The sequence below is a fragment of the Kribbella sp. NPDC058245 genome (genome assembly GCF_042882005.1).
In the GTDB taxonomy this organism is placed as follows: domain Bacteria; phylum Actinomycetota; class Actinomycetes; order Propionibacteriales; family Kribbellaceae; genus Kribbella.
Genome location: NZ_JBHVWY010000014.1, coordinates 64,314 through 76,846, shown reverse-complemented (window position 1 = coordinate 76,846; position 12,533 = coordinate 64,314). Strand labels below are relative to the sequence as shown.

Sequence of the window (12,533 nt, the reverse complement as noted above, 5' to 3'; positions counted from 1 at the left end):
CTGGGATCAGCCCTGGTGCGGGTAGCGGTAGTCGGTCGGCGGGGCGAAGGTCTCCTTCATCGACCGCGGGGAGGCCCAGCGGATCAGGTTCCACATCGAGCCGGCCTTGTCGTTCGTACCGGAGGCGCGGGCGCCACCGAACGGCTGCTGGCCGACGACCGCACCGGTCGGCTTGTCGTTGACGTAGAAGTTGCCCGCCGCGAACCGCAGGTAGTCCGCCGCCTCGGCGACCGCGTGCCGGTCCTGCGCGATGATCGCACCGGTCAGCCCGTACGGCGCGGAGTGCTCCATGCCCTTCATCACGGCCGCGTAGTCGGCGTCGTCGTACACGTGCACGCCGAGGATCGGACCGAAGTACTCGGTGGTGAAGATCTCGTCGGTCGGGTCGTCGGAGACGATCAGCGTCGGCCGGACGAAGTAGCCCTCGGAGTCGTCATAGGTGCCACCGGCAACGACCTGCAGCGCGTCGGTCGCCGCGGCCCGGTCCAGCGCGGCCTTGTGCTTGGTGAAGGCGCGGTCGTCGATCACGGCGCCGATGAAGTTCGACAGGTCGCTGACGTCGCCCATGGTCAGGGACTCGGTCTCGGCGACGATGTCGTCCTTGATCAGGTTCCAGACCGAGCGCGGCACGTAGGACCGGCTGGCGGCCGAGCACTTCTGGCCCTGGTACTCGAACGCACCACGCACCATCGCGGTCTTCAGTACGGCGGGGTCGGCCGACGGGTGCGCGAGGATGAAGTCCTTGCCGCCGGTCTCACCGACGAGCCGGGGATAGGTCTTGTACGACGCGATGTTCGTGCCGACCGTCCCCCACAGCGACTGGAAGGTCTTGGTCGAACCGGTGAAGTGGATCCCGGCCAGATCCGGGTGGGTCAGCGCAGCCTTGCTGACCTCGATGCCGTCACCGGTGACCAGGTTGATCACGCCGGCCGGCAGGCCCGCGGCCTCGAACAGCCGCATCGTCCAGTGCGCCGCGAACTGCTGCGTCGGCGACGGCTTCCACACGACCGTGTTGCCCATCAGCGCCGGGGCGGTCGGCAGGTTGCCGGCGATCGCGGTGAAGTTGAACGGCGTGATCGCGTAGACGAAGCCCTCGAGCGGCCGGTAGTCGACCCGGTTCCAGATCCCCGGGCTCGAGATCGGCTGATCGTTGATGATGTTGCGCGCGAACGCGACGTTGAAGCGCAGGAAGTCGATGAACTCACAGGCGGCGTCGATCTCGGCCTGCTGCACCGTCTTCGACTGCCCCAGCATGGTCGCCGCGTTCAGCGTGTCCCGCCACGGCCCGGCCAGCAGGTCGGCCGCCTTCAGGAAGATCGCCGCCCGGTCGTCGAAGCTCAGCGCCCGCCAGCTCGGCGCCGCCGCCAGCGCCGCGTCCACCGCAGCCTTGCCGTCGGCCTCGGTCGCGTTGCCCAGATTGCCAAGAACGTGGGCATGCTTGTGCGGCTGCACGACCTCGATCGAGGCGCCACCGCCGAGCCGCTGCTCGCCACCGATCGTGCAGGTCAGATCGATCGCGCCCGCGGCGTTGAACTCCTTGAGCTTCGCCTCCAGACTCACCCGCTCCGCCGAACCGGGCGCATAGCCCTTCACCGGCTCGTTCACAGGGGTCGGGACTGCGGTGACGGCATCCATCGGGTACGGCGCTCCTCGGTCGGCTCTACTGGATCACAGCTGGCCACTTCATGGTGCCATGCCCAACGGAGGACCACGAACCTGACAGGTATGACGTGGAGTACGTTCGTCTGCGTGACCGGCGTAGGACATTTCACAAGCGCGCAAGCCCAGTCGTCGTACCTCTCCTTGTACGACGCGGCGATGGCCGCGATCCCGGGTGAACGCGAGACGCGCGACGTGGCAACGACGTACGGGCAGGTCCGCGTCTACCGCTTCGGCTCTGCGTCCGGCGTCCCCTTCGTGCTGCTCCACGGCCGCGGCGCCACCTCCGCCATGTGGGAGCCGAACATTCCAGCTCTCGCGGCCCACCACACCGTCTACGCCATCGACTCCCTCGGCGAGCCCGGCCGCAGCATCCAGACCCTGCCCATCCGGTCCTCCGCCGACCAGGCCGCTTGGCTGACCGAGGCCTTCGACGTACTGGGCATCGAGCGCGCCCACCTCGCCGGTGTCTCCGGAGGCGGCTGGCTCACCTTCAACCAAGCCCTCCACACCCCCTCCCGCGTAGCCACCGCCGCCCTCATCGAACCGGCGCATGTATTGGCCCGCTTCTCCAAGAAGTTCCTCCTCGGCGGCTTCTCCCTACTCCCCGGCCTCCCGGACAGTTTCGGCAACCGGTTCCTCGGCTGGGTCTCCGGCAACCCCGACATGACCCAACCCATCGCGCAGTTGCTCACCACCGGCATGCGCACCTACCGGATGGCCCTCCCGCTGCCCGAATACGGCCGCGATGAGTTGCTCCGCGCCCTCCAGGTCCCAGTGCTGGCCCTCCTAGGCGGCCGCAGCGTCGTCCACAACCCCCTCGAAGCCGCCCGCCGAGCGCAGAGTTTGATCCCGCACAACGAAACCGAACTCTGGCCCGAAGCCACCCACGCCTTGTCAGGCGAGTACCCAGCCCAACTAAACGCCCGCCTACTGAAGTTCGCCGACCAGGCTTCTTAGCGAATCCCGCGAGAAAACGCTCGAACTTGGCGTGAGCATCAACTCAGTTTGAAGTCTCCGAAGTCGACTTCAACCGAATAGTAGCCGGGCTTGGCCACAAGCACCGACTCCAGCCAGGATGGAAGGCCCGGACCAAAAAACTCCGTCCCTCCCGATCGGTTGAAGCCGATGGTGACATCCGGACAAAACGGATTCCGCGGATCGGACTCATCGACTTCGAGCCCGCTTTCTCGAAGCCTCTGCAGCAGGACATCCGGAGGCGTCTGAAAGATGTCTATCCCGTTCCAGGTGACCGAGGCAGGCGATTTGCCGAGCGGCCTCCATATCTCGACGGCCGTCAGCACTGAATCGCTCTCGAAATGCGCAAAGACATCAAACGAAAGCTGCGCGTCTCTCACTCTAAGTCCCGGCGTCAGCCCACCCGTGACATCTTCTGGCGACCCCCAGATCGCCATAGCCTGCCGCGCTTCCGCGAGCCCCATCCCCATCATGAGAGGCCCCGCACCCCTCGGAGGATCCAATTCGAAGTGCATCACACCTCCAACTTGGAACAGCCGGACGCTGCCCCCAAGCCGCCTTCAACCATTCATTATAGATCAAGCATTTCAGCTCGGAACCACTCCCGCTCTCGCAACCAGTCCGCGTATCGCGCAAATATCCTCAGATGGCCATCATCTCGCCGCCGAGCCTCCAGGAATTCGTCAAGCAGAGCGAGGAGGAACTCAGTATCCCGCAGATCGTGAGGACCAATCGATCCGACGCCACTGGAGCGCGCGCGTTGAACCAAGCCTGACCAAGTCAGATTATTCCCTCCACCAACCTTGACAACCAGCCATTCACGGAACCCTAGAAGAAACTCGCCGCAACTGCCGACATCGCATCCCTGGAAGAACGAGACAAGCGAGCTGTACGACTCATCCAACCCATACAATGCTGGCCTAGCACGGACATCTCTCACTAATTCGCGGTAATTCATCACTCCCAACTCTCAGAACGGGAAATCGCTGGGGTCGAGATCCCTCCAAAGGTCCGCGAGCGCGATGTTGTCGCCGTTGGCCGTCAGGATGAGCGAGCGGCCTTTGCCGTCGACGAGCCAGGCGATCTCGTCCAGGTGGGGCCACTCCAGGGCCTGGACGAGGTCGTCGAAGGTCTCGTGGACGTCTAGCCAGCCGTCGTCGTCGATGAGGACGAAGGGTGGGGATGGTTGCACGCTTAGGGGCGCCAGGGCATGTGTTGGAGGGCCCAGGTGTTGCCGTCGGGGTCGGCGAACCAGGCGTAGAAGACGCCGCCCAGATCTTCGATGGCGCTGACCTCGACGCCGCGGTCGACTAGTTGCTGGCGGGCTGCCTCGAGGTCTTTGACGACCAGGTGCAGGCCGCGCTGGGAGCCGACCGGCATGTCCACCTGGGGTAGGCCGGTGGAGAGGAGGATCGAGCAGTAGGAGCCCGGCGGGGTGAACTGGACTATGCGGACGCCGTCGGCTGGGGTGATGTCCACGTCGCAGACCCAACCGAGCTGGTCACCGTAGAACGCCTTGGCTCGGTCGACGTCGGACACAGGCATCGGGAGGAGCTCCAGCAGAAACGCACCCGGCGCGACGAGCGGGTGCGCCGGGTCCACCGGAATCTCCGGGATGTCCTTCGGAATCTCTGTACGTTCAGTCATGGCCATGCCTTTCAGTTGAGCCCAGGTGTCCAGAGGACGTCGATCGGCATCACATGCAGACGCTCTTCCGGGGTGTAGGACCGCGGACCCGCACAGAGCACGACTCCAGCGATCATGCGGTCGCCCAACGCATCGCGCAACGCCCGGAGGCCCTTGAGGTCGCTTCCTGAGACCCGCTCGTTCGCCTTGACCTCGAAAGCCAACACACGTCCGTCGTCGAACTCGATCACGAAGTCGACCTCGGCACCGTCGCTCGTGCGCCAGTGGCCGGTCGTGACCTGTTCGTCGAGCCACGAGACCTGTTTTCGGAGCTCGCCCGCGACGAAGGTTTCGAGCAGATTCCCGAACTCTGTCTGAGTCGTCGGGTCGAGCGTCGCAAATTTGGCTTCACTGACACCCATCAGCCGCGCCGCCAGTCCGGAGTCGATCACGTGAACCTTTGGCTGTGCGGTCACCCGTGACCGCAGTGTCTTCCCCCACGCCGGTAGGCGCTGGACGAGAAACAGATCCTCCAGCAACCGGGTGTACTCCTCGATCGTCGTCCGGTCAACGGCCAACCCCTGTGAGGCTTGGGTCAGATTCAGTATCTGTCCCGTCCTTCCGGCCAGCCGGCCGAGCAGCTCACGAAGCACTTGGCGTTGCCGCACCCGGGCCAGCTCCAGCGCATCTCGCTCGATCGACTGTCTGACATAGCCGTCGAACCAGCGATTGCGCGCGGCTCCGGTTCTGCGGAGTGCGAGCGGAAAACCGCCCGCACACACGCGAGCGACGTACTCCTCGCGCGTACTCCTCGACGACGGACGACTGGCCACGGTGGCGACCGGATCATTCCTGAGATCGGTGACCAGTGTCTCGAAAGTCCCGTTCAACTCACCTTGGGACAACGGCCAGATCGTCATGATGTGCAGTCGCCCGGTCAAGGCCTGTGCCGTTCTGGGCAGCGCGTCTTGGCGCGTGGAGCCAGTCAGCACTGCAGTTCCCGGCAGCGTGCCTTCCCGATTGAGGCGGGCCTTGATCGCGTCCAGTAGATCTGGGGCCCGCTGGTATTCGTCCAGACATACCGGAGTGTGCTGGCTGACGGCCAACGTGGGATTGGCAAGAACGGCGTCGCGCACCGCCGCGTCGTCGAGATCGATCACCGGGACGCCGTGTACCCCCGCGAACTCTCGCAGCAGAGTCGACTTCCCAACCGACCGCGGACCATGGAGCGCAATCACCGGTTCCTCAGCCGCCAATGCTTTCAGCAGGCCGGAGAGTCGACGTTCGGCGATCCCGTGCAGCGGTTCAACCATGGGTCGAAAATATCATGGTCCAGCCTTGGAATCCCAAAACACGAGGGGTCTGAATCCCAAAACAGGAGGGCCTCAGACCCCAAAACAGGAGCCGGTTGAGCTACGGGACCTCCCCCCGCTTACGCGGACTTCTTGGTGGCCTTCTTGGCCGCGGTCTTCTTCGCTGCTGTTTTCTTGGCGGCGGTCTTCTTGGGCTCGGCGGCCGCCTTCTTGGCCGGGGACTTCGCCGCGGTCTTCTTGGCGGGGGCGTCGCCGCCGCCGGCGCGGCGGGCTTTGGCGGCTTCTACGGAGGCTCGGAGGGCGGCGACCAGGTCGACGACCTCGGCGCCTTCGGTCTCTTCGTCTTCGGAGTCGGCGGGGAGGGGGACGCCGGCGGCCTTGGCTTCGACGACCTGTTCCAGGGCGGTGCGGTATTCGTCGTGGTACTGCTCGGGGTCGAACTCGCCGCGCAGCGTGTCGATGTACGACGACGCCATCGCCTTCTCCTGGGAGCGGATCTCGACGTCCTCGGGTGGGGCGGCGAAGGCGGCGTCGCGGATCTCGTCGGGCCAGAGCATGACCTGCAGGATCAGGATGTTGTCGACGGTGCGGAGCAGGCCGAGGCTCTCGCGGGAGCGGAGGGCGACCTTGACCAGGGCGTAGAGCTCGGAGCCCTCGAGGGCGTCGCGGAGCAGCACGTAGGGCTTGGCGCCGGGGCCGCCGTCGGCCTGCAGGTAGTAGGACTTGCCCAGGTAGAGCGGGTCGACCTGGTCGGCGGGGACGAACTCAAGGACGTCGATGACCTTCTTGCTGGTCAGCGGCAGGTCGGCGAAGTCGTCCGGCTCGAGCACGATCATCCGGCCGTCGGGCATCTCGTAGCCCTTGCCGATGTCGGAGTACGGCACCTCTTCACCGTCGATCGAGCAGATCCGCTTGTACCGGATCCGGCCGCCGTCGGCCACGTGCACCTGGCGGAACGAGATGTCCTTCTCCTCGGTCGCCGAGAACACCTTGATCGGGATCGTCACCATGCCGAAGGAGATGGCACCCTTCCAGATGGCCTGCATGAACACCAGCTCCCTAGAGTTTGCCGCGCGGACCTTCCGCGGCCAGCAGATCGGGGATCTCCTGGGTCGCGTACCACATCAGATCCTCACCCTCGCACGAGTCGAGGGCAAAGATCGCGTCGTCGTCGCCGTTCTGCGCCGCCGCCCACAATTCTGCGGCTTTTCCGACCGTTGCGGCAGCGTCGGCGGCATCAAGATGAGCTGCGGCGACAGCGCGCCACGGGATGACTACGTGCAGCTCCAGCCGGGCGTCCCCCAGCTCGGCGGCACCGTCGGCCGGCGGGATCGCGCTGACTTCGGCGGAGACGACCACCCGGCGGCGCGCCGTACCGGGGTCGTCGGCGAGCAGGCCGACCGAGGCGCGGGCCGCCTGCGCCATCGCGGCGTACTCGAGCTCCTCGTCGTCGCCCTCGGCATACCACTCGCGCAGGGCGGGAGTGACGGCGTACACGGTGAGCGGTTGCGGGCCGAACTCGCCGGCGTGGCAGGCGTCGTCGAGCAGCCGCAGCGTGGATGGGATGTAGACCCTCATGAACCTGCCTTCTTGGTCGTGCCGCGCGGCTTCTTCCGCCCCCGCGACGCCCGGTTCCGGCTGCCCTTGGTGGTGTCGACCAGTTCGTCGAGGGCATCGGTCACGCATTGGGCGAAAACGGCCAGGTCGGGCATCGCGGTGCGGTCCGCGTTCAGCCCGTAGAACACCTTCCCGTCGTACGACGTGACGCCTACCGACAGGCCCTGACCCGGCATCAACGGCACGACCGGGTACGACGCGAGCATCGGGGCGCCCTGTGCGTAGAGCGGGAACTGCGGTCCGGGCACGTTCGTGATCACCACGTCGTCGATCGGGCGGACCGTCGTCGTGGCCACCCGGGCGGCGAGCGCGTGCAGCGTGGTCGGCGCGAACCCGGCGATCCCGACCAGCGAGCGGGCACTGACCGCGCGACCGGTGTCCTTGTGCACCTTGGTCTGGTACGAGATCTGGTGCAGCCGCATGACCGGGGAGTTCTCCCCCACCGGGAGGGAGACCGCCGAGGCGATCACCCGGGAACCGAGCGAGGTCGGCTCCTCGTCATCGTCGTCCCGGATGCTGACCGGGACCACCGCACGCACGTGCCGGGTCGGGCCGACGCCTTCACCACGCGTCATCATCCAGGCCCGTACGGCGCCTGCGACCACCGCGAGGATGACGTCGTTGACCGTGCCTCCGTGCATCGCGCGGACGGTCCGGTAGTCCTCGAGGTTGGTCTCGACCGTGGTGAACCGGCGCTGCCCGGAGGTCTTGACGTGCAGCGAGCTCTCCTGCGCGTGCTGCCGCGCGGCCAGCGAGCCGACCACGTTGCCGAGGACCTCGCGGACCGAGGTCGACCCGGTCAGGCTGGCCATCTCGGCCCGCGCAAGCTCCAGTGCGGCAGTCGGGGTCTTCGTCGCATCCGTGAACACGCCGACCAGCAGCTCGAGCGCGGATGGGGGGTGCTCCGGCTGCCAGGTGTCGATCGGGGTCTCCTTCGGCTGGGCGGTCGCGTCGAGCACGACCTGGCCGATGTCGACCGTGCTGTTGCCGTCGACAAGCGCTTGGTGCGACTTGGCGATGATCGCGAACCGGTCGCCCTGCAGACCCTCAACCAGATACATCTCCCACAGCGGCCGGGCCCGGTCGAGCCGGCGGGACATGATCCGCGCGACCAGCTCCAACAGCTGGGCGTGGGTCCCCGGTCGCGGCAGGGCCGAACGTCGTACATGGAAGGTGATGTCGAAGTCTTCGTCGTCCACCCAGACCGGCCCGGCGAACCGGCCGGGCACCTGCTGCACGCGCTGCCGGTACCGCGGCACGAACGCGATCCGGTCCCGGATCAGCGCGACCAGGCTCTCGTAGTCGAACTCGTCGTCACCGTGCACCGGCGGCTCGAAGATGTCGACCGTGCCGACATGCATCGGGGTGGCCGGCGACTCGGTCCGGAGAAAGGTGAGATCCAGCGATGACAGCCGGTCGGGCATACGAGTCACCTTCCTCTCTGGCGGATAGCTTTCCGTCACCCTAGCCGTCCCCACGGACAGTGGGCTGCGACACTGGCCCGGAAGAGAAAACACCGCCGGGAACACTGAGTCTTCGGTGTTCGTCAGGCAAGAGGGCGCGTCCCGCGCTCCGAGAACTGAACAGACCCTTTGAAAGGCCCCTCGACCCATGCGTTCGAAGATCGCTCGCGGCACCGCCACCGCTCTCCTGCCCGCTCTGGCCGTGTTCGTCCTGGCCGCCTGTGGCAACGACTCCAACACCTCCGGTGGTTCGCCCAGCACTCCGACGACCGCTCCGACGACGGCACCGTCCGACGTACCGACGAACACGCCGACCCCGGGCAAGCCGAACTCCTCCACGCCGTCGAACACCACCGACCCGTCGGGTGACCAGGCCGACGTGACGATCGCGGTCACCGTTGCCAACGGCAAGGTCAACCCGAGCGGCGCGACGATCAAGGTGAAGGCCGGCCAGACCGTCCTGGTCACCGCGGTCAGCGACGCCGCCGAGGAGCTGCACATCCACGGCTACGACAAGGAGCTGGAACTCACCCCGGGCAAGACCGCCCAGGTGACGTTCAAGGCCGACATGAAGGGCACTTTCGAGGTCGAGACGCACAAGAGCGGCAAGCTGGTCGCGAAGCTCGTAGTCTCTTGATCGGGCTGCTGCTCCCCCTGCACGGGATCGGCGGCAGACAGGACCTCCCCGTACCGTTCGGCCTCGCGGTCGGCGGTGCGGCGGTCGCTGTCGCGGTCTCGTTCGTCGTTCTCGGGCTCGCCTGGCGGACACCGAAGTACCGGGGTAACGAGTCCGGGAAGCCGTTGCCGAGTGCAATCACCCGGACGGTCGACGCGGGCTGGTTCCGCTGGGTGGTCCGGCTGGTCGGGCTGGCGGTCTTCCTCTACGCGATGGTCTCGCTCGTCTTCGGCGTGGACCGGCTGACGAACCCGATCTTCGGCTTCATCTACATCCTGCTCTGGGTCGGCCTGGTCCCGATCTCGATCTTCCTCGGCCCGGTCTGGCGGACGCTGAACCCGCTGCGGACGCTGCACCTCCTGCTCAGCAAGCTGCTGCGTCAGCCACCGTCGAAGGGTCTACTCCAGTTGTCCCCGCGGCTCGGGCTCTGGCCGGCCGCGCTGGGCATCTTCGCGTTCACCTGGCTGGAGCTGGTCGCACCGGACCGGGCCACCATCCCGGTGCTGCAGGCGTGGATCGCGCTCTACGTGGTGATCACGATGTTCGGGGCGATCCTGTTCGGCGACCGCTGGTTCGCGACCGGGGATCCGTTCGAGGTCTACGCGTCGCTGATGTCCCGCCTGTCGCCGTGGGGTCGCCGTACCGACGGCGCTCTGGTGGTACGGCGTCCGCTGGAGAACCTGGATGGTCTGAAGGCGCAGCCGGGACTCGTGGGCATGGTCGCCGCGCTCCTGGGCTCGACGGCGTACGACGGCTTCTCGAACTCGTCGGCGTGGATCGGCTGGGCGCAGAACCAGGACATCTCGATGACCTGGCTCGGTACGGCGGCCCTGATCGTGTTCATCCTCTTCGTGCTCGTCACGTACTCCGGTGCCACGCTCCTGGCGGGCCGACTGTCAGACAGCTCCCGTACGACGTTACCCGGGCTCTTCGCGCATTCCGTCGTACCGATTGCGCTGGGCTACGTGATCGCGCACTACCTGACGCTGTTCATCCTGGAAGGGCAGCGGACACTCATCTACCTGAGTGACCCGCTCAGCAACGGCGCCAACGTGTTCGGTACCGGACTGCTCGCGGTGAACACCGGAATCACCAACCACAGCACGGCAATCTCGGTCATCCAGGTACTGGCGGTCGTCGGCGGGCACCTGCTCGGCGTCATCTCCGCCCACGACCGTGCGGTCGCACTGTTCCCCCGCCACAAGGCCCTGGCCGGTCAGCTCCCCCTGCTGATCGTCATGGTCGGCTACACCGCAGGCGGTCTACTCCTGCTCTTCTCCAGCTAGGTGGTTTCGGGGGTGCGGGTCAGGCCTCGGCTGGTGATGGCGAGGACGATGAAGGCGATCAGTCCGAGGATCAGGTGCGAGTTGCCCGGGATCGACTGCCAGAAGGTCCAGTCGAGCTCGCGGTCGTTGCGGTACGGGACCCACCAGATCGAGCGCAGCACGAACAGGCCGTACCAGAGCACGCCGGTGACGACGGCCGGGTTCAGACCCCAGACGCGGTTGACGCCGCGGATCAGGCTGATTCCGAGCGGCACGATCCAGACCCAGTGGTGGCTCCACGAGATCGGCGAGGCGTAGAGGACGGCCAGCGCCATCACGGCGATCGCGGTGACGCGCTCGTCGGCCAGCCAGTACTTGCGGGCCAGCCACAGGACGGCCAGGCCGACGATGACCGAGGCGACGAACCACGTCGGCTGCACCCAGCTCGCCGTGTTGCCGAGGCGGTGCAGGAAGCCGTTCAGGGACTGGTTGCCAGAGTAGGCGATGCCACCGACCCGGTTCGCGTCGAAGACGACCTCGGTCCAGTACCGCCAGGACTGCTTCGGCGCGAACGCGAAGCCGACCGCGATCGTGGCCAGCAGGCCGAAGATCGCGTTCCGCAGCGCCTTCCACTGCTTGGTGACCACGAGCAGCGCGAGGAACGGCACCGGGGTCAGCTTGATGCCGATCGTCACGCCCAGCCAGAAACCGCGCAGCCGCGCGTCGTTCGGCCGGATCAGGTCCAGCAGGATCATTGCCACCAGCATCAAGTTGATCTGGCCGAAGTCGATCGTGGCCCAGACCGGCTCGAGCACCAGCGACAGGATGGTCAGCGCGACCAGCACCACGGTCCGCTTGCGCAGGGTGACGAAGGACCAGAAGGTCTTCGGCAGGCTCGCACGCCAGATCAGCGTGAGGCAGAGCACGGACGCCGTGGTCCAGACGACCAGCGCGACACCCCACGGCACGATCGCCAGCGGCACCATCGCGATCGCCGCGAACGGCGGGTAGGTGAACGGGAGCCCGATCCCCGGCAGCTTCGCGTCGTACAGGGCCGGTCCGTGCAGCAGGGCGTCGCCGCCGAGCCGGTAGACGCGCAGGTCGATCATGCCGTGGTACTTGCCACCGATCCACGCGCCGAGCGCGACCAGGGCCGCGGCGGCGAGGATCCAGAGCAGGGTCCGGCGCCGATCGAGCGGCCGGGGTGCGGGGGTGCTGGTGGTCGTCGTGCTCACGTCAGGTCTACTCCGAACAGGGACTCCAGCTCGCGCCGGGTCTCGTCGTACGAGGTGTGCAGGATGCCGGTCATGCCGAGGGCACGGGCGCCGTCGACGTTCACTTCCAGGTCGTCAACAAAGACGCACTCCGCGGGCTGAAGGTTCACCCGGCGCGCCGCCAGCAGGAAGATCTCCGGCTCGGGTTTGCGCAGTCCCACCTCACCGGAGATGACGATGTCGTCGAACATGCCGTCCCAGGTGTCGCGCGGGTAGGTGTTGCCCCACGAGTTCGACAGCAGGGCGGTGCGGATGCCGTGCCCCTTGGCCCGGCGGACCAGCGCGTTCATCGCCGGCACGTGCTCGAAGTGCGCGAACATCCGCTCGATCAGGCCCTCGGCCGGCACCTGGGTACCGTCCGGGCGGACCAGGATCGTGGCGAGTTTGCGCTCGAAATCCGGTACGGCGATCTGGCCGCGCTCGAGCGCGTGGACCGGGTTGATCTCAGCCTCCGCGGCGGTCTCGACCGGCAGCCAGGCCATCACGGCCTTGACGTACGCGTCGAAGTCGAACCCGTCCAGCTCGGCCCAGCGCCGCAACGCGGTGTCCAGCCCCGAGGTCAGCACGCCACCCCAGTCCACCAGCAACCCACGGGGTACCGCGTCCACCTCTGCCATGCCGGTCAGCCTACTCAGGACAAGGTCGGGCTCACTGACGTGGTC

13 protein-coding genes are annotated in these 12,533 nt (G+C 66.7%); 3 read left to right on the top strand and 10 right to left on the bottom strand.

Annotation, left to right across the window (positions count from 1 at the left end):
* Positions 1-6: 6 nt before the first annotated feature.
* Positions 7-1,635: an L-glutamate gamma-semialdehyde dehydrogenase gene (gene pruA, locus ACFVWG_RS29380; protein WP_391546667.1), complete on the bottom strand. Its 1,629-nt coding sequence runs from the start codon at positions 1,633-1,635 to the stop codon at positions 7-9.
* Positions 1,636-1,725: 90 nt separating this feature from the next.
* Here pruA and ACFVWG_RS29375 point away from each other — a divergent pair, with 90 nt between their 5' ends.
* The gene (locus ACFVWG_RS29375; RefSeq protein ID WP_391546666.1) at positions 1,726-2,619 is read left to right on the top strand and encodes an alpha/beta fold hydrolase; all 894 of its coding nucleotides are present in this window, start codon (positions 1,726-1,728) and stop codon (positions 2,617-2,619) included.
* A gap of 38 nt (positions 2,620-2,657) precedes the next feature.
* Here ACFVWG_RS29375 and ACFVWG_RS29370 read toward each other — a convergent pair whose 3' ends face one another.
* From ACFVWG_RS29370 to ACFVWG_RS29340, 7 genes are all read right to left on the bottom strand, one after another.
* Positions 2,658-3,152, bottom strand: coding sequence for a hypothetical protein (locus ACFVWG_RS29370; protein WP_391546665.1), 495 nt, complete (start codon positions 3,150-3,152; stop codon positions 2,658-2,660).
* A 455-nt stretch (positions 3,153-3,607) separates the two neighbouring features.
* On the bottom strand, positions 3,608-3,829 hold the full coding sequence (locus ACFVWG_RS29365; protein WP_391546664.1) for a hypothetical protein: 222 nt from the start codon (positions 3,827-3,829) through the stop codon (positions 3,608-3,610).
* Between the two features lie 2 nt (positions 3,830-3,831).
* Positions 3,832-4,284 (bottom strand): VOC family protein, encoded by a 453-nt coding sequence (locus tag ACFVWG_RS29360; RefSeq protein WP_391546663.1) that lies wholly within the window; start codon positions 4,282-4,284, stop codon positions 3,832-3,834.
* 11 nt (positions 4,285-4,295) lie between these two features.
* Complete coding sequence (locus tag ACFVWG_RS29355; protein WP_391546662.1) at positions 4,296-5,576, bottom strand: ATP-binding protein; 1,281 nt, start codon at positions 5,574-5,576, stop codon at positions 4,296-4,298.
* 119 nt (positions 5,577-5,695) lie between these two features.
* Positions 5,696-6,622, bottom strand: coding sequence for a Ku protein (locus tag ACFVWG_RS29350; protein ID WP_391546661.1), 927 nt, complete (start codon positions 6,620-6,622; stop codon positions 5,696-5,698).
* A 13-nt stretch (positions 6,623-6,635) separates the two neighbouring features.
* The gene (locus ACFVWG_RS29345; protein WP_391546660.1) at positions 6,636-7,154 is read right to left on the bottom strand and encodes a DUF6912 family protein; all 519 of its coding nucleotides are present in this window, start codon (positions 7,152-7,154) and stop codon (positions 6,636-6,638) included.
* The gene (locus ACFVWG_RS29340; RefSeq protein WP_391546659.1) at positions 7,151-8,617 is read right to left on the bottom strand and encodes a wax ester/triacylglycerol synthase family O-acyltransferase; all 1,467 of its coding nucleotides are present in this window, start codon (positions 8,615-8,617) and stop codon (positions 7,151-7,153) included. The genes ACFVWG_RS29345 and ACFVWG_RS29340 overlap by 4 nt, the downstream gene beginning before the upstream one ends.
* A 187-nt stretch (positions 8,618-8,804) precedes the next feature.
* Between ACFVWG_RS29340 and ACFVWG_RS29335 the strand changes: the two genes are divergently transcribed.
* Positions 8,805-9,293, top strand: a complete 489-nt coding sequence (locus tag ACFVWG_RS29335) for a cupredoxin domain-containing protein (protein ID WP_391546658.1) — start codon at positions 8,805-8,807, stop codon at positions 9,291-9,293.
* Positions 9,290-10,618 (top strand): hypothetical protein, encoded by a 1,329-nt coding sequence (locus ACFVWG_RS29330; RefSeq protein WP_391546657.1) that lies wholly within the window; start codon positions 9,290-9,292, stop codon positions 10,616-10,618. The genes ACFVWG_RS29335 and ACFVWG_RS29330 overlap by 4 nt, the downstream gene beginning before the upstream one ends.
* Here the strand turns inward: ACFVWG_RS29330 and ACFVWG_RS29325 are convergent.
* Together ACFVWG_RS29325 and ACFVWG_RS29320 are read right to left on the bottom strand one after the other, a co-directional pair.
* The gene (locus tag ACFVWG_RS29325; RefSeq protein ID WP_391546656.1) at positions 10,615-11,832 is read right to left on the bottom strand and encodes a glycosyltransferase 87 family protein; all 1,218 of its coding nucleotides are present in this window, start codon (positions 11,830-11,832) and stop codon (positions 10,615-10,617) included. The genes ACFVWG_RS29330 and ACFVWG_RS29325 overlap by 4 nt on opposite strands.
* On the bottom strand, positions 11,829-12,488 hold the full coding sequence (locus tag ACFVWG_RS29320) for an HAD family hydrolase (protein WP_391546655.1): 660 nt from the start codon (positions 12,486-12,488) through the stop codon (positions 11,829-11,831). The genes ACFVWG_RS29325 and ACFVWG_RS29320 overlap by 4 nt, the downstream gene beginning before the upstream one ends.
* Positions 12,489-12,533 lie beyond the last annotated feature (45 nt).